Raw genomic sequence first — 19,793 nt, 5'->3', positions numbered from 1 at the left:
GTGCCTTTCAGGTTGCTCGCGGGAAATTGACGATGTGCCAGTTGCCCGCCGGCTCATTTGAGCCCGGAGGTGGCGATGCCGGAGACGAAGCCGCGCTGCATGATCAGGAAGAGCACGAGCACCGGGATCACGTACATCACGGCGCCTGCGGCGACGAGGTTGGACATCGGCATGCCCTGTGCGTTGACGTAGCCGTTGGCGAGCTTGACCGTGAGGGTGGTGTGCGCGTCGTCCAGCAGCAGCGCGGGGCCGATGTAGTCGCCCCATGACCAGCTGAAGGACAGGATCAGGCTGGCGGCGATGACCGGCCACGACTGCGGCAGGAAGATCCGCAGGAAGATCCGGAAGGTACCGCAGCCGTCGACGATCGCCGCCTCCTCCAGTTCCTTCGGCATGTTGCTGAAGAACTGCCGGAACAGGAAGATCAGGAACGGTGCGCCGGACAGCCCCCACAGCACCCACGGCATATAGGTGTTCAGCAGGTGGAGCTCGGCGAACATCAGATAGGTCGGGATGAGGGTGATGACCTGCGGCAGCATCATCGTCGACAGCAGCACCGCGAAGATCACCCGCTTGCCCGGGGCGGTCAGCCGGGCGAAGCCGAATCCGGCCCAGGCCGAGGCGAGGGTGACCAGAACGGCGTAGATGCCGGCGATCGTCAGGGAGTTGCGCGCATAGCCGAGGTAGTCGAACGCGGTCAGCGCCTGCCGGAAATTGTCCAGGTTCGGGTGGTGCGGCCACCAGTGGATGGGCATGACCCGCAGTTCCGACGCGTCCTTGAGAGCGGTGATCGCGAGCCAGCCGAAAGGGCTGAGGAAGAGGACGAGCAGTGCCACAAGGAGCATGTAGACGGCGTTGCGCCGGGCGAACACCATTACGCGTCTCCCATCGTGCGGGGCTTGTCCTTCGCCGGCTCCGCTTCCACCGTGTAGAAGACGGCGCCCTTGCTCACCTTGAACACCAGGAAGGTGATGACGACGATGAACGCGAAGAGCACCCACAGCATCGCTGAGGCATAGCCGTAACGTCCGTTGGCGAAGTACTGGGCGAAAACGTTGATCATGTAGAAGTAGTTGCTCTCGGGGACGGACGTCACGCCCGCCGGGGTGGGGTTGAGTGCGATCAGCAGCGGCGCGAAGCTCTGCAGCGCTCCGATGATCCCGGTGACGACCTGGAAGAAGATCACCGGGGAGAGCAGGGGCAGGGTGATCCGGGTGAAGGACTGCCAGGAACTGGCACCGTCGACCCGCGCCGCTTCCAGAAGTTCCTTGGGGATGTCCTGGAGCCCGGCGAGCGAGATGATCATGACGTTGCCGACACCCCACATCGTCAGGGTGATCAGCACCCAGCGGGCGTAGGGGTCGATCAGCCAGGGAACGCCGTTGATGTTGAGGACGTCCAGGACGCCGTTGGCGGCCCCCGAGTCCCGGTCGAAGATCAGCTTGAAGGTGAGCGCCGCGCCGACCGGCGGTACGACCGCGGGCAGGTACAGCAGGGTGCGGAACAGGCCACGGGAGCGGATCGGCTGGTTGACCAGGACCGCCAGCATCAGCCCGGCCACGATCGACAGCGGCACGGTGATGCCGGTGAACAGCGCGGTCCGGCCGAGGGAGGCCATGGTGTCCGGGTCGGAGAAGACCTCCTGGTAGTTCGCCAGACCGACGAAGCTGGTGCGCTGGGAGAGTCCGTCGGAGTTGGTGAAGCTCAGCCACAGCGCGTACAGAAGCGGGTAGGCCGTCAGCCCCAGGAATCCCAGCACCCACGGGCCGGTGAACGCGTAGAACGCCCATGCCCTGCGCTTGCTGAGGGACCGTCGTCTGCGTGCCGGGCGGGCGGCCGACCCCGGGGACGGGGACGGCACGGCCCGGGCGGTGTCTCCGGTGAGCTGACCGGTACTCACCCCACCAGCTCCTTGCCCGCGGCGATCGCCTCGTTCATCTGCGAGTTCAGCGCGTCCGCGACCTTCCCGACGGAGGTCCCGGACCTGACCGCACCCGGCAGCACCTTGTTGATCACCGCGTCCAGGGCGGTCGCCTGGGCGTACGGGGTGACGGTCATCATCTGGAAGTACGGGAGCTCCCGCTGCTGGACGGCGTAGGACTGCTTCTGGAACGGCTGCGCCTGCGGCATCAGCGAGCGCAGCGACTTCAGGGTCGGGATGCCCCAGCCGCTGCTGGCCCGGTCCTTGGCCGGCTGGCCTGCGAAGTACCACTCGAAGAACTTCCAGGCGGCGTCCTTGTTCTTGGCGCCCGTGGGGATCCAGTAGCCGGTGGCACCGAAGGTGGGGCTGATGCGGTGGCCGCCCATCTGTGGGGCGGGCGCGAACCGTGACACCTCGGCGGTCTTGGGGTCGCCGCCGATCGACCCGCCGAACCAGTAGCCGTCGCCGGCTATCGCCATCCGCCCGGCCTGGTAGGTGGGCCAGTCCCAGCCGTCCGGGTTCGGGTTGGCGGGGCTGGGGCCGATGTTGGCCTTGGCGTACTCCAGGTACCAGCTCAGTCCCTTCATCGCCTCGGGCGAGGAGAAGTCGACGGAGGCGAGGTCATCGGCGAACAGCTTGCCGCCGGCCGAGGCGGTCATGTTCATGAACTGGGGCAAGGTGCCGGGCCCGGCGCTCAGCCCGTAGACCTTCACCTTGCCGAGCCGGCGTTTGACCAGCCGCTTGCCGAGGTCCAGCCACTCGTCGTAGGAGAGCGGCTCGGTGTCGCTGGGGTGGTCCAGCTTCGCGGCGTCGAACATGTCGGTGCGGTACCAGAACATCGCGTCCTGGGAGTAGTCCTTCGTCATGCCGTAGCGCGGGCCCGCCCCCTGCTTCTCTCCATCGAAGCGCCAGAGGTCGTTGACCGGGTCGAGGTCGGAGGTCTTGAGGACCGAGCTCTCGGCGAAGTAGGGGTCCAGGTCGGCCATCAGGCCGCGGGCGGCGAAGTACGGCGTGTCCAGTGCACCGAAGCCGCGCACCACGTCCGGCGGGTTCTTGCTGGCCAGCATGGCGTTGAGCTTGGTCTGGTCGAAGGCGAGGTAGGTGATCTTCACGCCCAGCACCTGTTCGGCGGCCTGGATGGTCTTCTTGTCCTCGTCCTTGGCCATGACGGTGAGCGTCGACGCGCCCTTCTTGGTGCCGGAGCCGGAGCCGTCGTCGACGGAGGCGGCACATCCGGGCAGTGCCGCCGCGGCGAGCGTGACACCGGCGGTGGTGGCGAGGAAGTCGCGCCGTCCGAGGGCGCTTCTGGCGGGAACGGACATGGTCGTGAGCCTTTCGTACAGGGGACAGCGGGGCTGCGGGGCGGATCGAGGGCCGATGCGCGGCGGGAATTCCGATGCGGAGATCCGCGGGGAACTCCGCCGGGGCAAGGCAGGAGTGAGGCGCCGGCTCGCCCGGTGAGGCGCACGGGAGCGTGCCGGGGTACAGCCGGGTGGCCGCCGCCGAGTGGCCGGCAGGCCGACGGGGCAGTCGTGACGCGGCCTCGCGGACGGACCTTTGAGGACGCCGGGGTACGGGGACGCAGAGCGGCTTCGGGTGGTCGCCGTGCGGACGATGTCCGGACCGGGGGCGGGTCTCGCCGGGGTCGGCGCCGGGGGCAGGCATCTGTTCGTCGCGGGGGCGCCTGGTTCCGCCGCCCTGGGGACGTGGTGCGCGGGACGCGTCCCGGTGAGGTTGCCCCTGGCCCTGTACGGCGCCGCCCCGGTGAGGCGGTCGTTGCCGCCGCCGTACGCGGCCAGGAGCGGATGTCCGCGCCGTTGCGCGGAACGGGTTCAGAGGGCGTGAAGCTCGCCGGGAAGTGGCTCCGGCTGCGGCCCGCGTCGTGATCGCGCCGAGCTCAGGCGGCGGCCCGCCTGATGCGTGAAAACGGTTTCTTTCGATTTCTTGCCTGTATAGGTGCAGGTAAACGGCGTCGCGGCCGCCCTGGGAGTCTTCCGGAGCGCTTCATCGCACACCTCACGGATGGTCGGCGCCAGTCGACTTGTCATGTTTTGACTGGCGTTAGACGGCTCTCGCGTTCTGCCCGGACATAGTGCTTATGACTGCTGAGAAACCGGTTGCCTGAAACTTCGGCGAACGCTAGGTTGTGGCGCCAGAGGGTGTCAAGAGATCCGACACGCACTCGGTAACCGGTTGCCGAAACAGTTACCGCGTGCCGTGCGTTCACTACGGGAGAGGGAGGCTGCCGAGGTGGCTGAGCAGCCGGTTCGGGCAAGGCTGGTGGACGTCGCCCGCGAGGCAGGAGTCTCCAAGGCCACCGTGTCCAAGGTGCTCAACGGCCGGGAAGATCTGTCCGTCCGGCCGGAGACCCGACGGCGCGTACACGAGGTCGCCCAGGCGCTGGGCTACCGTCCCCACTCAGGGGCCCGGGCGCTGGCGGGCGCCAGCACGCACGCCCTGGCCCTGCTCGTCCCCGCCCTCGCCAACCCCACGTACGTCACCATCGCCCGCGGCGCCTACCAGCGCGCCCGCGAACTGGGCTATCTCTCCCTGCTGGCCGAGGACTTCGACGGGCAGGAAGCCGATGAGTCCTTCAACGACCTGGTGCAGGAAGGCCGGGTCGACGGACTGCTCATCGCCTCCGCGCGCCCCGGCCACCCCCTGCTGGACGCGCTGAGCCGCAGCGCGGTCCCCCACGTCTTCCTCAACCGCTCGGTGGAGGGGTCCGGCCGGAACGTCACCATGGACGTGGCCCGCTCCAGCGTCACCGCCCTCGACCACCTCCACTCCCTAGGTCACCACGCGGTCGGTCACATCGCGGGCCCGCCGGGCATCACCCCCAGTGAGGCCCGCAAGGAGGCGTTCCTGCGGCGCGCCGGGGAACTCGGGCTCGCCGCCGCTCCGGTGGCCTCCGGGGACTTCACCGAGGACGGCGGTGTGTCCGCGGCACTGCGACTGCTGCGTCCGGTCGACGGTGGCACGCGCCCGCCGGTCACCGCGCTCTACACCAGCTCCCTGGCCCAGGCGATCGGCGCCATGGCGGCGATCCGGGGCCTCGGTCTGCGGATCCCCGAGGACGTCTCGGTGGTCGGGAACGACGATCTGCCGGTCGCCGGCCACCTCTCCCCGCCGCTGACCACCGTGGCGATGCCCCTGTACGAACTGGGCACCGCGGCCGTCGATGCTCTGGTAGCCGCCATCCAGGGGGTGCCAATGGGAGATGTCGTCGTACCGACCGAGCCGCGCCTGATGCTGCGCGGTTCCACGGCAAGAGCGGGAGAAACACCATGAGTCGCGCCGGCCTCGCGCGCTTTCCGGGCCGTACGGCCCTGCTCACCGCCGCCGCCTCGGGCATCGGCGAGGCCACCGCCCATCGCCTCGCCGCGGAAGGGGCGTCGGTCCTCGTCACCGACGTGGACGCCGAGGGCGCCCGCCGTGTGGCCGAGGAGATCAATGCCAAGGGAGGACGGGCCCGGCACCGCGAGCTCGACGTCACCTCACCCGACGCGTGGACCGCGGCCGTCGAGGCGGTGACGTCCTGGACCGGGCACCTCGACGTCCTGCACCTCAACGCCGGCCGAAACCGGTCCGGGGCGGCGCACGAGCTGGACGACGCCACATGGCACGACCAGCTACGGCTCTGCCTCGACTCGGTGTTTTACGGCGTCCGGGCTGCGGTCCCCCAACTCCGGACCACCCGGGGCGCGGTGGTGATCACCTCGTCCGTGCACGCGGCCATCGGCTTCAAGGGCTTCCCCGCGTACGCGGCGGCCAAGGGCGGCATCGACGCCCTGGTACGCCAGCTCGCCGTCGAGTACGGCGGTGAGATCAGGTTCAACTCCGTCCTTCCCGGCGCCGTGGTCACGGCCCTGTGGGCGCATACACCGCCGGAGTCCCAGGCCCGGACCGCCGCGCGTGCGCCGGTCGGCCGGCTCGGCAGCCCCGAGGACATCGCGGCCGCCGTGGCCTTCTTCGCCTCCGACGACGCCTCGTTCATCACCGGCCAGAACCTGCTCGTGGACGGCGGCCGCAGCATCAGCTCCCAGGAATAGCCCGGGCTTCCGACTGTCCGGCAGACGGTCCGCGAGACCGCTCACTGCCTGGCCGACCCCCAGCCCGCACGCCCCCTACCCGCAGCCATCGGCCCCAGGGCCGTGCACCAGGACCCGGAGGTCCGCACCGTGAAGATCACTGGCTACGAACTCTTCCTCGTCGAACCACGCTGGCTCTTCCTGCGCGTCGACACCGACGAGGGCATCTCCGGCTGGGGAGAGCCCATCGTCGAGGGCAGGGCGCACACCGTGGCGAGGTGCGTCGAGGAGATGTTCGACTATCTGGTGGGGCAGGACCCGGCCCGTATCGAGGAGCACTGGCAGATGCTCGCCAAGGGCGGTTTCTACCGCGGGGGTGTCGTGCTCAACAGCGCACTGGCCGGCATCGACCAGGCCCTGTGGGACATCGCGGGCAAGACCCACGGTGTGCCGGTGTACCAACTGCTCGGCGGCCATGTGCGCGACCGGGTACGCGTCTACGGCTGGGTCGGCGGCAAGACCCTCCAGGATCTGGCCGACGCGGCGGCCGCACAGGTCGCCAAGGGCATGACCGCGGTCAAGCTCAACCCCTGCGGACAACTGGAGCCGCTCGCCACGGCCGCCGCGATCAACGCCATCGTGGACAGCGTGACCACGGTACGCGAGGCCATCGGCCCGGACCGCGACGTGGCACTGGACTTCCACGGCCGCTTCAGCGGCGCGATGTCCCGGCGCGTCCTGCCGTTGCTGGAGCCGCTGCTGCCGATGTTCGTGGAGGAGCCGGTACTGCCCGAGTTCTCCCGGGACCTCGGCGCGGTGGTGCGCTCCACCTCGATCCCCATCGCGACCGGTGAACGGCTGTACTCCCGCTGGGACTTCCGTTCCGTGCTGTCGGACGGCATCGCCGTGGCGCAGCCGGACATCAGCCACGCCGGCGGTATCTCCGAGACCCGGCGGATCGCCTCGATGGCGGAGGCGTACGACGTCCTGGTGGCGCCGCACTGCCCGCTCGGCCCGATCGCGCTGGCCGCCAGCCTGCAACTCGACTTCGCCACACCCAACTTCCTCATCCAGGAACAGGCGCTCGGCATCGGCTACGGCGACAGCAGCGGGCTGCTGGACTATCTCGTGGATCCCGAGACCTTCGCGTTCCGCGACGGCTACATCGAGCGCCCGACCGCACCGGGTCTGGGCATCACGATCGACGAGGCCGCGGTCCGGGCAGCCGCCGAACGCGGCCACCGCTGGCGCAACCCGGTATGGCGCAACGCGGACGGCTCGCTGGCGTCCTGGTAGCGGAACGGCTCCCGGGCAGCGGACACACGGTGTCTGTGCGCGGGGCCGAGCTCCCACTCCGGAGCGGACCGCATACTGGTGCGCGGCGCGGCCACCGGCCCCTCGTGGCGGCCCGTACCCCACCCTCTGTGAGGATCGGGCTTCCGGTGGCGGCAGTCGCCGAGGTTCACCGCAGCTCGTTCACGTAGCGGTCCGTCCCAGGCACCGTCGGGATGAACGGCGCGGCGAACTGCACGTTGCCCAGCCCCGAAGCCGCCACTGCCGTGTGCAGCTCCGCGCAGTGCTCCCGCCAGTTGTCGCGGGGATCGCGCTGGAGGAACCACAGCAGTGTCAACCGGGTCCCGACCCCCTCGACCTGTTTGACGTAGGTCATCCGGTCCAGGGGCAGCGGCGTCGGCGTCGGCGTGAAGACGGTCACCATGGCCGCGGGCGAGCCCGCCAGGCGTTTCGGAAGGTGGTCGTCGCGCAGCCACGCGAGCATTTCCCCGCGCCTGCCAGGCGAGTCGGACTCGATGACCTGGACGACGAGCCCGGCGTAGGGGTTGTGATCGAGGGCGTGGATGCACGCGGTCGTGGTCGCCATCGCGGTAGATGGTCGCCGCATGCTCCTGGAAGGCCGTGAAAACGTGTGTACGGTCCTGGAAGACACGTTGGTCGCGGTTGAAGGGGCTTGTTGATGCGTCGCCCGGCTGGTCGGCCAGTTAACCGCGTGGTGCCGCCGTCTACCCGCCGCCGCGGAGCAGCGTCGGCGGGATCGGTGCGGTGGTCGTTGAGCGTGGTCAGCAGGCGGTAGGTCCGCCGAAGTCGCCGCCGTCGGCGGTGCGGGAGTGGATCTCGGCCTCGATCACCCGCAGCGGGAGGCCCGCGATCCGGGTCAGGTAGGAGCCGTCGGGCAGCAGCGCCAGCACCGGCGGTCGTCGGGTGCTGGTGGCGCGTATCAGGAACTGAGTCCCCAGCCTGCCCAGCGGTAAGCGGATGGCGTCTGACCGCAGAAAGGTGCGCTGACCTGCGAGGATGCGAGTGTCTAGGTCGTATCGGTGCAGAAGTCAGGACACTTTCTGGTGAGCGAGCGTACAGGGTGGGATCTTGGGCTGTCCGTGGCAGCCGACGGAATGGGCCTGGTCGGACATGCGGGGGCGGTGCTGCTGCGTCGGCTGGCGGATCGGGTGGGGCTGACGCGAGGGCTCGCCGGGATGCTTCCCTCCAGCACGAATGCCGGGTGGCGGGGGCGGGCCGGGGTGCTCGTCCAGCTCGCCGTCGCGATGGCGCTCGGGGCGCGGAGCCTGCTGGAGGCCGAGCAGCTTCACGCCGGGTGCCCGCCGCCGCGCTGGAGGCCGAAGTCAACCAGTACATAGCGGAGTTGACCGCAGAGACGGACGCGGCCGGACATCGGCTGGTGTTCCGCAACGGTCACCACCGGTCCCGCACCGTGGCCACCGCCGCAGGCTCCATCGAGGGCGTGAACCTCGCCACCACCGGCCCCTGCAACCTGCTGCCCTGGCGGCTCGGCCTGCTGAGGAGCCGCCGCGTGAAGAACCGGGCGCCCACGCCGGTGATACGGGACCGGCACGGGGCGCCGAGCGGCGGGGCGTGGGTCAGCGGGTTTATCCGCTCTCGTCGGCCGGGGCCGGTTCCGGGCGGTGGATGCCGCGTGGGCGGTAGCCCAGGAGGTCGGCGAGGCCGAGCAGGTCGGCGAGCAGCCAGATGATGGCGAGCCACATCTCGGTGCCCTGCAGCCCGGGTGCGCGGCCCGGGCCGGTGCCGTCGGGCCTGGGACCGAATGCGAAACCCTGTCCCGGATGCCAGCGCCGGAGGGCGGCGGCGAGCTGGTCCGCCGCCCAGGCACGGGCCTCCTCGGCGCGATGGGAGGTCTGCCGGGCGCACAGCCACAGGGGGTGGGCGACGTCCAGGACGTTGCAGGCGTTCTCCCGGCCGGGAGAGAAGTGGCGTGCGTCGCGCGCATGGTCGAGAACTGTGTCCATGACCCGCTCGGCGTACGGCACCGGCAGGTCGAACTGGGCGAAGGAGCCGCGGGTGAGCCGGTAGTAGCCGTTGACCATCTGCAGGCGCCCGCCCTCGCGGGTGGGAGAGCCCCACATGCCGGTCCACGGGTCGACATGGGTGTGCAGCCAGCCGAACAGCGCCTCCAGCGCCCCCGGTTCGGCCGGTTCCCCGCCCAGGCGCCGGTTCCAGTGCGCCGCGGTGGCCCAGGCGTCCACCCACGACCCGGCGCGCCAGGCGCGGTCCCGCCAGGGCAGTGCGGCCAGGCGCCGGACCAGCTGGTCCGCTGTGGTGTCCCGCACCGGGCGCAGCGGGTGGGCGAAGGAGCTGCCGAGCAGATCCAGCGCGTAGCCCACGCACAGCACGTGATAGGCGCAGGCGCCGTCGTCCGGCAGCCCGGCCGGGCCGGCCGGGCCGGGCTGCGTGGGTGCCTCGCCGTACTCGGGCACCAAGCCGGTGGCGGGATCCTGCAGTGCACGCAGCCGCGCCGCGTGTTCGGCGGCCGGCAACTGCGGGGGAGCGGTGCCGAGGAGCAGGTCGGCGATCTCCACCGCGTCGCAGTGCGCCCGCACGGTCGGCTCGGAGCCGGGCTGGTCGACGTAGCGGCCGGCGTCCGGAAGCCAGCAGCGGGCCAGCAGGCCGGCGGCCTGTGCGCGGGTGGTCTCGGCGAACTCCGGCAGTCGGTCGGCGAGCGGCGCGGCGGAACGCGGGGCCTTGCCGCGCGCGTCCCGGCGGTCGCGGATGCGGCGCGCGGGGTTGCCGGCCGCCACCGTCCACGCGGGCAGGTCCTTGGTGACCACCGCGCCGGCGCCGACGACGCAGTGGTCTCCGATGGTGACGCCGTCCACGACGACCACGTGGGAGCCGATCCACACGTCGTCGCCCACGGTGATGCCGCGGCTGGTGACGGGCTGCCGATGGACCGGCAGATCGGGCGCGGCGCCGTGGTTGAAGCCGAGCAGCGAGCTGTGCGCGCCGATGCGTACGCCGTCGCCCAGCGTGACGGTGCCGCGCACCACGGCGAACGGGTTGACCGAGCAGTCGGCGCCCGTGCGCACATCGTCCGTGACGTAGGCGTGGGCCGCGATGTACGACCGGTCGCCCAGGTGCAACCGCTTCGGATACACGGCCGCGGTCGCCGCGACGAAGCACCCCTCGCCGAACCGCACCTGCCCGGCGCCGAGCAGCCGCTTCTGCCGCTCCCGCTGTGCCGCGCGCTGCCCATCGGAAGCCTGTTTGCCGAACAGCCAGGGACAGTGGTCGAAGAGGCCGTCGTCGCTCGCGGACTGCTCCAAGGGATCCTCCCCGGTGGCTGCGCGGGGCGGTCCCCGCTTGATGTCCGGATCATTGTCCGACGCCCCGCCCGGCCTTGGCCAGTGCGGTGCAAGATCGCCACCCGGATCACCGACTTCCACAACACCAGGCGGCGGCAGTCTGTCCAGATTCTGCCGGTAGGACGGCGCGCAGCGATGCCACGTCCCTGCTGATGACCCGGGCCTTCTACATGCATCTGGCCGGGCGGCAGCGCAGAATGTCCCGGCCGTCCGTCTCGATCAGCCGTTCCGCCGCGGCATGGTCCAACTGGGCGGTCTCAGGCGCCGACAGCCGTACTGCCAGCGACTTGGCCCCCTGAATCGAGCAGGCAAACGGGTCAGGGACGTCGTTGGTGCCGTAGCGTTCCATCCGGGCTCTTCTTCTCATGCGTTCTGCTGGTTGGCACCTACGAATGCAGGAAGAAGAGCCCCTTGAACACCGGCCGACCGCAAGGGGATGGTCCGCCTCACCGGCATGGTCCCTGCGCAGCTCCACGCCCAGGCGTACGCCAGCACCAAGGCCGCAGGCATCACGATGGGCCTCTTCCTCAAGCGGCTTATCGAGCAGCTCGCGTTCAGGTGTACGCCGACATCGCGTCAGGTGGGAGGCAGACATGCGCTGGTCGGCACCCGAGGCCCGTAGTCGTCGGTTCGGCGCGAGGCGGTGTCAGGCGCGCTGTTCGGTGAACCGGACCCGGCGGACCAGGACCTGCCCCGACTCGGTCCACAGACCGATCAAGCGCCCGGTGAACCCGCCTGCTACTTCGGTGGCGAGGTAGCGTCCGTCCAGGCGGCCGAGGACATCGGTGCCGGTTCCGTGACCGATGCCCAGTTCGATGTCGTCTGGTCCGTTCCAGGTCGGCTCCGTAGATCGGATGCGGAGGGTGGCAGAAGAGTCGGGCAGTGGCCGGGAGCCGAGAACGCTCTGGATCTGTCCGATGCGTGCGACCGCGGCGACTTCGCCGTCGGCGACGCGCAGCCCGTACCAGTGAGCACCGTCGAGCCGTAGCGCGACGGTGAACGCGCCCTCCCGTGGGTCAACGAGGAAGTCGGCCTCCCAGTGGTCTCCGCCGACTCGGGTGAACAAGCCCGAGGGCTCACCGGTCTCGCTCGGCGCGTGACCCACGATCACCCCTCCGGCGCGCTGCGGGCGAACCGGTCGGGACGCTCCCCTGGCGAGACCCACCTGAGATGGAGTCCGGGCGCGGAGAAGTCGTCCTCGAAGTCCCGCTGTCCGGTGGGGACGCGTAGGTTCGCAGGCTCGAAGTGTGGCCAGTCCTCGGCCCAGGACAGGTTGGCAAGGAATGTCTCACGCCCGTTGACGTGGAAGCGCGGACTGCGGCCTCGCGGCCGTGTGCCGAGATACACCGCTGCCCACGTCCCGTCGGGGCGCTCGACCAGATCGGCGTGACCGACGTTCTGGACTGGATGCGCCGTGCTGCGGTGGGTGAAGACCGGATTGTGCGCGGCGGCCTCGAACGGCCCTCGCGGCCTGCGTGAGCGTGCGACCGATGCCACGTGGCCCCGGTCGGTGCCGCCTTCGGCGATGACCAGGTACCACCAGTCGTCGCGCCGGTACAGATGCGGCCCTTCGGGATGGGCCAGGCCGGTACCGTGCCAGATCCACCGCGGCTGCTCGAGGGCCCGGCCCCGCTCCAGATCGACCGCGGCCTGCCTGATGCCGATCTCGTCCTCGGACCACGAGCAGTAGGAGACCAGGCACGTTCCCTCGTCGTCCCAGGCCAGGTCCGGGTCGATGCCGTCGAGCTCGGTCAGGCAAACCGGCGCGGACCACGGCCCGGCCGGGTCGGTCGCGTGGTAGACCTGATGACCTCCGCGAGCATCGTCGATATTCGTGGTGATCAGCCAGAACCGCCCGTCGCGGTAGCGCAGCGTTGCGGCGTAGATTCCGCGGCTCGACGGCGAGCGGCCCGCGCGGAACTGATCCTCCCTCGTCAGGGCATTGCCGATCTGACGCCAGGACACCAGATCCCGGGAATGCCAGATCGGGACGCCGGGGCTGTACTCGAACGACGAATTCGCCAGAAAGTAGTTCTCGCCGACCCGGCATACCGATGGATCAGGGTACATACCTGAAAGGATCGGGGCGGTCGCCGCGTGAGCGCTCCCGCCAATCTCCGACAGCATCGAACTCAACCGAAACACTTCCTTAACTCGAACCCTTATCAATCAACGCCATTCGGTTGGGCCGACCGTGCTCGGAGCACCGGACAAGATGCTCCTACTGGCCGGCGGCCGCAGTGACTCTCGTGCGGAGTTTCTTGATTCTTGATTCTGGCGTGCGCCATCAACGACGGAGACCTGCGCGTGGTGAACCAGACCGTGTCTCCTGAGTGCAGCTCGGTCGTCGTGTGCCCCTTGTAGTTGAGGGTCTCCAGCACCGGCCGCGCCCACTGACGGCGACGTAGCACTCCGTGCCGATGAGGTGCGTGTGGGGCGAGCCGCCGTGTTCGTCGTCCGCCGTGGGCCAAGGGTACACATCGAGCTGGCTCAGCCCCACGGCTCCGGGGAAGTCGGGAAGGGCGGTCACGGCGCGAACCTCTCCGCGATCGGCTCGAGTTCACGGCGGTCCACTTTGCGGTCGAGGAACACGAAGCGGTGGCTCAGGTGAAGGGTCTCACCGGGGTCGAGCTTGATCTCCGTGTCGAAGGGGGGCGACGGATTGAGGCAGGCGAAGGCACTGCTGCGGGCGAACCACTTCAGCGGGACGGCGGCCGTGGTGGTGCCGGCGTGGGCGAGTACCGTGGCGCCGCCGTCGATCTCGTCGTGCTCGCCGGTGATGGCCGCCCAGGCGCCCTGGGTGCCCATGACGGCGTCGCTCTCCTGGCCCCCGTCGGCAATGACGTCGGCGCCGGTCCAGGCTCGGGGCCCGCGCCAGAACAGTCCGGTGTAACCGGCGTTGGCGCGGCCGTGTGTGGTGGGGCTGCCCAGCTCCAGGGGCTGCTGGTGAACATTGGCCAGGTCGGTGGTGAAGTCCAGCGCCCAGACCCCCTCGTCGGTGTCGGCGCTGTGGAAGCGAAGAGTGCGGGTCTCGTCGATCCACACCTCGTCGCTCGAGGCGACCCAGTCCAGGACCTCGGCGACCGACACCTCGCTGCCGCTGATGTCCTGCCGGTCGAACGCGCGATGCACCTGCCGGCCGTGGTTGTCACGCCAGACGTAGCCGTGGCCGGGCGCGCCCGGTTCGAAGGTGGGCCCGCCCCAGAAGTTGTCGCCGGACAGATGCGACCAGGTCGTCTGCAGGCCCTTGTGCCAGCGGTGGTCCCAGGGCCGGTACACGCCCACAGGCGCGCCGGAGAGGGTCTTCAACGGGTAGAGATAGGGCTTGGGGGATTCCTCGAGCGGGGTCTCCGGCCGGTAGACGTACGTGGCGAGGTCCGAGCCAGCAGCCGACACCACGAACTTGCTGCCGGCGTCGTCGTGGTCGATCCGGAAGTGGGTGTCAGACACAGGTCTGCTCCTTGTCGGCGTTGTCCTGGGCGGCGCTGAGGCGGCCGCTCATGGAGTGGTAGAAGGGGTTTGGCCTGGGTGAGCATGTCCCAGGTGACGGGGCGTCCGGTCGTCGCCGACTCATACAGGGCGGCGATGAAGGCCAGGATGCGGCGGCCGTCGTCGCCACTGGCCTCGGGGCGTCGTCCGGCGCGCAGGGACCCGTAGCCGCACGCGCAACTGTGCGGCGTGCGAACTGGCGTCGTCGTCGAGCGGTGCCCCAGATCCGCGGCCGTAGCGCCGGCCCGGTGGGGTGCAGGAGTCCACGCCCAGTGGGAGTTGTCGTAGCCGTGGAGGTGGGACAGTTCGACCGTGGCCTCGGGGAAGTCGAACTCGCCCGGAACGAGCCGCTCGCGTCCGCCACCGGTGAAGGAGCCGGGTGCCACGCCAGAACAGGCCGCCGTATCGGACGTTCTCCCGGCCGCGGGTGGTGGGTGAGCCGATCGGGATGCCGGCGCTGGAGACGTTGGCCAGTTCGGGTGGTGAAGGTCAGTGCCCAGGCGGCGGGGGTGAGGGTTCGGGCGGTCAGGGTGCGGTTTCGGTGAACAGGAGGGTGCCCGCCTGGGTGAGCCAGTCCAGTTCGTGGCCGAAGGCGACGTCGCCCTCGGCGGCCTCGGTGCCGGTGAAGCGGCGGTGGAGCTGATGGCCGTTGTTGTCGAGCTGCACGTAGGACTTGCCGTGGACGTAGGTGGGGCCGCCCCAGAAGTTCTCCTCCCCGACCACCGGCAGCGACCAGGCGATGCCCTTGTGCCACACGTGGTCCCACGGCCGGAACAGGCTCACCGGCGGCCGGAGCGGGTGCGCAGCGGGTGCAGGTAGGGCCTGGGGGATTCGAGTTCGGGGGTGTCGGGGCGATAGACGTAGCGCAGCAGCTCGGTCGGCCCGCCGTGGACGGTGAGCGCGTTCCGGGTGTCGGGGCGGGCGGAGCTCCAGCCGGTCACGCGGCCGCCCCCTTCACCGGCGCCCACGGTACGGCCCCGCCGTCCATGCCGCGTGTGAACGGGTCGTCGCCGGTCAGCTCGCCCGCGACGACGGGCCGGCCGCGGAAGGCGGAGGCGTAGGTGGCGGCGGCGAACTCCAGGGTGCAGCGGGCCTCGTCCAGCGGGACACCCGGTTCGGCGCCGCTCGCGAGGGCGTCGAGGACGGCCTCGATCTGGAGCCGGTGCCCGCTCTCGGCGTCCGTGCCGTCGTCGGGCCGCCACAGGTCTGCGATGTGTTCGTGGCCGGGGGCAGGGGTGAAGCGCCAGTGTTTCTCGCGGTAGCCGTAGAGGTGCTCCAGCTCGACGGTGGCGTGCTCGAAGTCGAAGCGGAGGCGGGAGGATTCGCGCGGGGCGAGCACGGAGTTGACGACGGTGGCCATCGCTCCGCTGCCGAACCGGGCCAGGGCCATGGAGACGTCCTCGGTGTCGGTGGGCCGGGCGAGCCGGCCGGCGAAGGCGCTGACCTCGGCCCACGGGCCGAGGACGGAGAGCAGCAGGTCGAACTGGTGGATGCCGTGGCCCATCGTCGGGCCACCGCTTTCCACCTCCCAGCGGCCGCGCCAGGGTACGGCGAAGTAGTCGTCGATGCGGTACCAGAGGGTTTCGCAGGTGGCGGTGAGCGGGCGGCCGAGGGTGCCGTCGGCGACGAGGCGGCGCGGCCGGACGGCGGCGGGGCCGTAGCGGTGCTGGAACACCGTCAGGACGGGGGTGCCGGTCTCGGCCTGGACCGCGGCGAGGTGGTCCATCTCCCCCAGGCTGAGCGCGGTCGGTTTCTCCACGAGCGGGATGACGCCGGCCCGCATCGCTGCGGCGGCGAGCGGCGCGTGGGTCTGGGGCGGGGTGCAGATGTGCACCAGGTCGAGGTGTTCGTTCGCGAGCAGTGTGTCGGCGTCGCCGTACACGTGCGGTACGCGGAAGCGGCGGGCTAAGGCGGCGGCGCGGGCGGGGTCGGGTTCGGCGATCGCAGTGAGGCGGACTCGTCCGGGCAGGTCGGCGAGGGCCTCTGGGCGTGCGCGTGGGCGATGCCCCCGGCGCCGATGATGGCGGCGCGCGGGGGCGGTGACGGGGTGGGCGTGGTGAGAGCGGTCGGAGCACTGGGTGCCGACATCGGCTTCTTCCTCGGGCCGTCGATGGTGATCGTTCACATTCCGCAGTGCATCGCAACCTAGTGAACGTTCACCATCGGGGTCAATACTACGACCGGGGACCGAAGTGAACTTGGACGAGGACCGCAGAGAAAGGGGAGCGTGCGCATGCCCGAGCGTTCATCCGCCGCCCGGCGCCCGACCATGAAGGAGGTCGCCCGCCTGGCCGGGGTGTCGCACCAGACCGTCTCGCGCTACCTGCGCTCCCGCGACGGCCTCAAGCCCGCCACCCTCGCCCGCATCGACGCCGCGGTGCGCGAACTCGACTACCGCCCCAACCTGGTGGCCCGGTCCATGCGCACCCGCCGCAACGGCCGCCTCGCGGTCGTGATGCCGCCGATGACCTTCAGCCCCTCTCGGATGCTCGCCGGAGCAGCCGCCGCCGCGCACGAGGCCGGGTACGCGGTCGAGGTCGTTAGCCTCCAAGGCGGCGCCGAGGCCAGGACGGAGCGGGTGCTCGAACTGGCCGACTCCGGGCAGGTGGAGGGCATTCTGGCGCTGGCCCCGGTCCGGCCGGAGATCGAGGAGCGGCTGCCGACGGGCGCAGCCGTCGTCGTCTCGGCCGACTTCGACGACTCCATGCGCGGCATCGGCGAGCTCACCGACGCCTCGCCGGTCGCCGAGCTCGAGCACCTCGCCGGGCTCGGCCACCGCCGCTTCCTGCACGTCGCCGGGGACCAGCAGTTCGCCTCCGCCCGCGCCCGCAAGGACGCCTATCTGCGGGCCGTCGAGCGGCTCGGGCTGGAGTCCGTCGGCGTGGCCGACGGCGACTGGTCCGGCGAATCCGGGGTGACGGCCATCCATGAACTGGACGCCGGCCGGCCGGCCACCGCCGTCATCGCCGCCAATGACGTGGTCGCCGCGGGCGTGATCCGCGGCGCCCACGACCGCGGCCTCGACGTTCCCGGCGACCTGAGCGTGACCGGCTGGGACAACAACGACATCTGCCGCTACCTCCCACCCTCGCTGACCACGGTCCACGTCGACCTCGAAGGCGTGGACCGCAACGCCATGGTGCGGCTGGTCGAGACGATCAGCGGGCAGGCGCCGGAGCAGTCCCGGAACCCGGTGAACACCGTCATCTGGCGCGAGTCGGTCGCCCCGCCCCTGGCTATGCAGCCGCCGCCCACCTCCTGACCACCTCCCGGTTCGCGTCGATCCACTCCCCGGCCCTCTCGGTCAGGCCGCCAACGGACTCCGGGGTGCCCGCTTCGCCGGCACCCGGAGCACACACAGCGCGCCGCGACGGAACCACACACGAACGAGCATCAACCGACTTCAGAGTACGCGGACTTCATCAGAAATCGACAGCCGCTCCATTGACAGCGGCCACCGCGGACATGAGCCTTGTCCCCACGCGGCGCATACGACCCCTCTCCGGTGCATCACGGCCTATCTCGTCCCTGCTTCGCCCCGAGACACCGGTCTGCCAATTCCGGCTCCCTCCCGCCGCATCGAGATCTCACTCCCGACAAGGAGTACCCGTGCCCCGATCCACGACCGCCGATGAACGTCTGGCCGCCCTGCGCAAGCGACTGGGCGGCCTCGGATACGGCGGCGACTACAACCCCGAGCAGTGGCCCCCCGAGGTCTGGCGGGAGGACGTCCGGCTGATGCGCGAGGCCGGGGTCAACCTGGTCACCGTCGGAGTGTTCTCCTGGGGCCTGCTGGAACCGCGGCCCGCCACCTTCGACTTCGGCTGGCTGGACGAGGTGATGGACCTGCTGGCCGGCAACGGCATCGCGGTCGACCTGGCCACACCGACCGCCGCCCCGCCCTCCTGGCTCGCGCACGAACACCCCGAGACGCTCCCGGTGGACGGCGAGGGCCGCACCATCGCCTTCGGTGCCCGGCTGCACTACTGCCCCTCGTCGCCCGTCTACCGTTACCACGCGGCGCGCATCACCGAGCGGCTGGCCGACCGCTACGCCGGGCACCCGGCCTTGGCGATGTGGCACATCGCCAATGAGTACGTCGGCCTCGCCTGCCACTGTCCCGTCTCGACCGCGCACTTCCGCCGCTGGCTCGCCGACCGGTACGACGGCAGCATCGCGGCCCTCAACGACGCATGGGGAACCGCCTTCTGGGGCCAGCACTACGACTCCTTCGACCACATCGGCACCCCCGCCCCGCGCAGCCGCCTGGTGTCCGGTCCCAACCCCGGTCAGCTGCTGGACTTCCGCAGGTTCTGCGACGCCGCTGCCCTGGAGTGCTTCACCGCCGAGCGCGACACGGTCCGTCGCCACACCCCCGACCTGCCGGTCACCACCAACTTCATGGGGTCGTTCCGCAGCCTCGACTACTGGTCGTGGGCGGCTGAGGAGGACGTCGCCGCGCTCGACATCTATCCCAAGCCGCACGACCCTGACGGGCACCTCCTGGCCGCCTACAACTTCGACCTCATGCGCTCGCTGCGCCACGGCCGCCCGTGGCTGCTGCTGGAGTCCGCCACCGGCAACAACCTCACCGCGCCCCGCAACTCGGCACGCCCGGCAGGGCAGTTGCGCGGCCACGGACTGCAGGCGGTGGCGCGCGGCTCGGACTCGGTCATGTATTTCCAGTGGCGGGCCTCCCGGGCGGGGGCCGAACGGTTCCACTCCGCGATGCTGCCGCACGGCGGGACCCGCACCCGCACATGGCGGGAGGTGACAGCCTTCGGCCACGACCTCGCCCGGCTGAGCGGCCTGTCCGGAGGGGCCTGCGACCGGGCGCGGGTGGCCATGGCCTGGGACTACGACAGCTTGCGGGCCCTGGAGGGGCCCGACCACCCGTCCGACCATCCGAGCTTCACCGCACAGGTGATGGAGCACTACCGGCCCCTGTGGGGCGCGAACATCCCCGTGGACTTCGTCCGGCCGGCCGACGACCTGAGCGGCTACCGGCTGCTCGTGGTCCCCAACCTCTACCTGGTGGACGGCCCCGCCGCCCGCCATCTCGCCGGGTACGTCCAGGACGGCGGGCACCTGCTGATGTCGTACTTCTCCGGGATCGTCGACGAACACGACCGGGTGTGGCCCGGCGGCCACCCGGGCGCCTTCCGGGACCTGCTCGGCATCGACATCGACGACTTCAACCCCCTCCAGGTAGGCGAGACCCGCGCTGTGCGCTGCGGGGAGCACCGCGGCACGGCCACGGACTGGCAGGACGTCATCGTTCCCAGGCACGGCACCGAGTCCGTGGCCGTGTACACCGACGGGGAGCTGCAGGGGCATGTGGCGGCCGTCCGCAACCGGTACGGCCGGGGCGTCGCCACCTACCTGGGGACCTCCTTCGACCGGGAGACCATGCGGCTGCTGGTCCTTGAGGCGGCGGCCGCCGCGGGCGCGGAGCCGGTTCTCGACACCCCGGACGGAGTGGAGGCGGTCCGCCGGCGGGACGCCGACGGCACCCCTCATCTCTTCCTGCTCAACCACTCCGCACGGGAGGCGGTGGTCGACCTGCGCGGCGCCGCACCGCGGGACGCGGCGGACCTGTTGACGCCCGGAGCTCCGCCGGTCGGGGACAAGCCCCTCACCCTGCCGCCGTACGGCGCTGCGGTGCTGAAGCCGGGGCGCGGCACGCAAGCCGGCTCCTGAGCCGCCCACACCGCAAGCAAG

The 19,793-nt window shown here is 70.6% G+C and carries 18 protein-coding genes and 1 pseudogene; 6 read left to right on the top strand and 13 right to left on the bottom strand.

The features are described from left to right. Nucleotides 1-53: 53 nt before the first annotated feature. The 3 genes from KWI83_RS33215 to KWI83_RS33205 are packed head-to-tail and all read right to left on the bottom strand — an operon-like array spanning nt 54 to nt 3,243. A complete protein-coding gene (locus KWI83_RS33215) occupies nt 54-875 on the bottom strand; it encodes a carbohydrate ABC transporter permease (RefSeq protein WP_171115882.1) in 822 nt (273 codons plus the stop codon). Beyond that, a complete protein-coding gene (locus KWI83_RS33210; protein WP_218518103.1) occupies nt 875-1,900 on the bottom strand; it encodes a carbohydrate ABC transporter permease in 1,026 nt (341 codons plus the stop codon). Before KWI83_RS33210 ends, KWI83_RS33215 begins: the two co-directional genes overlap by 1 nt. Continuing rightward, nucleotides 1,897-3,243, bottom strand: a complete 1,347-nt coding sequence (locus KWI83_RS33205; RefSeq protein WP_218518102.1) for an extracellular solute-binding protein — start codon at nt 3,241-3,243, stop codon at nt 1,897-1,899. The genes KWI83_RS33210 and KWI83_RS33205 overlap by 4 nt, the downstream gene beginning before the upstream one ends. Before the next feature lie 928 nt (nt 3,244-4,171). Here KWI83_RS33205 and KWI83_RS33200 point away from each other — a divergent pair. The 3 genes from KWI83_RS33200 (at nt 4,172) to dgoD (ending at nt 7,248) form a co-directional block, all read left to right on the top strand. Continuing rightward, entirely contained in the window at nt 4,172-5,212 is a 1,041-nt protein-coding gene (locus KWI83_RS33200) for a LacI family DNA-binding transcriptional regulator (protein ID WP_218518101.1), read from the top strand. Beyond that, entirely contained in the window at nt 5,209-5,973 is a 765-nt protein-coding gene (locus tag KWI83_RS33195; RefSeq protein WP_218518100.1) for an SDR family NAD(P)-dependent oxidoreductase, read from the top strand. Before KWI83_RS33200 ends, KWI83_RS33195 begins: the two co-directional genes overlap by 4 nt. A gap of 129 nt (nt 5,974-6,102) precedes the next feature. Continuing rightward, a complete protein-coding gene (gene dgoD / locus KWI83_RS33190; protein ID WP_218518099.1) occupies nt 6,103-7,248 on the top strand; it encodes a galactonate dehydratase in 1,146 nt (381 codons plus the stop codon). A 166-nt stretch (nt 7,249-7,414) separates the two neighbouring features. Here the strand turns inward: dgoD and KWI83_RS33185 are convergent. Beyond that, nucleotides 7,415-7,910, bottom strand: a pseudogene (locus KWI83_RS33185) (hypothetical protein); the annotation flags it as partial. Between the two features lie 117 nt (nt 7,911-8,027). Beyond that, on the bottom strand, nt 8,028-8,156 hold the full coding sequence (locus KWI83_RS33180; RefSeq protein ID WP_374106428.1) for a hypothetical protein: 129 nt from the start codon (nt 8,154-8,156) through the stop codon (nt 8,028-8,030). 153 nt (nt 8,157-8,309) lie between these two features. On the opposite strand from KWI83_RS33180, the gene KWI83_RS39345 reads away from it, so the two are divergent. Further along, nucleotides 8,310-8,603, top strand: a complete 294-nt coding sequence (locus KWI83_RS39345) for a hypothetical protein (protein ID WP_256363144.1) — start codon at nt 8,310-8,312, stop codon at nt 8,601-8,603. 249 nt (nt 8,604-8,852) lie between these two features. On the opposite strand, the gene KWI83_RS33170 is transcribed toward KWI83_RS39345, so the two are convergent. From KWI83_RS33170 to KWI83_RS33140, 8 genes are all read right to left on the bottom strand, one after another. After that, nucleotides 8,853-10,544, bottom strand: coding sequence for a DapH/DapD/GlmU-related protein (locus KWI83_RS33170; protein ID WP_218518098.1), 1,692 nt, complete (start codon nt 10,542-10,544; stop codon nt 8,853-8,855). Between the two features lie 205 nt (nt 10,545-10,749). Continuing rightward, complete coding sequence (locus KWI83_RS33165; protein WP_218518097.1) at nt 10,750-10,932, bottom strand: hypothetical protein; 183 nt, start codon at nt 10,930-10,932, stop codon at nt 10,750-10,752. 297 nt (nt 10,933-11,229) lie between these two features. Next, the gene (locus tag KWI83_RS40135; protein ID WP_308122324.1) at nt 11,230-11,688 is read right to left on the bottom strand and encodes a hypothetical protein; all 459 of its coding nucleotides are present in this window, start codon (nt 11,686-11,688) and stop codon (nt 11,230-11,232) included. Between the two features lie 2 nt (nt 11,689-11,690). After that, nucleotides 11,691-12,710 carry a glycoside hydrolase family 43 protein gene (locus KWI83_RS33160; RefSeq protein WP_308122328.1) on the bottom strand — a complete coding sequence of 340 codons (1,020 nt, stop codon included), beginning with the start codon at nt 12,708-12,710 and terminating at the stop codon, nt 11,691-11,693. A 399-nt stretch (nt 12,711-13,109) separates the two neighbouring features. Continuing rightward, nucleotides 13,110-14,033 carry a PmoA family protein gene (locus tag KWI83_RS33155; protein WP_218518096.1) on the bottom strand — a complete coding sequence of 308 codons (924 nt, stop codon included), beginning with the start codon at nt 14,031-14,033 and terminating at the stop codon, nt 13,110-13,112. Between the two features lie 564 nt (nt 14,034-14,597). Continuing rightward, nucleotides 14,598-14,855 carry a DUF6807 family protein gene (locus KWI83_RS33150; RefSeq protein WP_308122323.1) on the bottom strand — a complete coding sequence of 86 codons (258 nt, stop codon included), beginning with the start codon at nt 14,853-14,855 and terminating at the stop codon, nt 14,598-14,600. Further along, a complete protein-coding gene (locus tag KWI83_RS33145; protein WP_218518095.1) occupies nt 14,852-15,013 on the bottom strand; it encodes a DUF6807 family protein in 162 nt (53 codons plus the stop codon). The genes KWI83_RS33150 and KWI83_RS33145 overlap by 4 nt, the downstream gene beginning before the upstream one ends. Next, nucleotides 15,010-16,197 carry a Gfo/Idh/MocA family protein gene (locus KWI83_RS33140; protein WP_218518094.1) on the bottom strand — a complete coding sequence of 396 codons (1,188 nt, stop codon included), beginning with the start codon at nt 16,195-16,197 and terminating at the stop codon, nt 15,010-15,012. Before KWI83_RS33140 ends, KWI83_RS33145 begins: the two co-directional genes overlap by 4 nt. Before the next feature lie 108 nt (nt 16,198-16,305). On the opposite strand from KWI83_RS33140, the gene KWI83_RS33135 reads away from it, so the two are divergent. After that, nucleotides 16,306-17,334 carry a LacI family DNA-binding transcriptional regulator gene (locus tag KWI83_RS33135; protein ID WP_218518093.1) on the top strand — a complete coding sequence of 343 codons (1,029 nt, stop codon included), beginning with the start codon at nt 16,306-16,308 and terminating at the stop codon, nt 17,332-17,334. A 347-nt stretch (nt 17,335-17,681) separates the two neighbouring features. Beyond that, nucleotides 17,682-19,772, top strand: a complete 2,091-nt coding sequence (locus KWI83_RS33130; RefSeq protein ID WP_308122322.1) for a beta-galactosidase — start codon at nt 17,682-17,684, stop codon at nt 19,770-19,772. The last annotated feature ends 21 nt before the right edge of the window (nt 19,773-19,793 follow it).

It is taken from the genome of Streptomyces sp. TRM70350 (genome assembly GCF_019219825.1).
Classification (GTDB): domain Bacteria; phylum Actinomycetota; class Actinomycetes; order Streptomycetales; family Streptomycetaceae; genus Streptomyces.
This window is presented reverse-complemented; position numbering and strand designations above follow the sequence as displayed.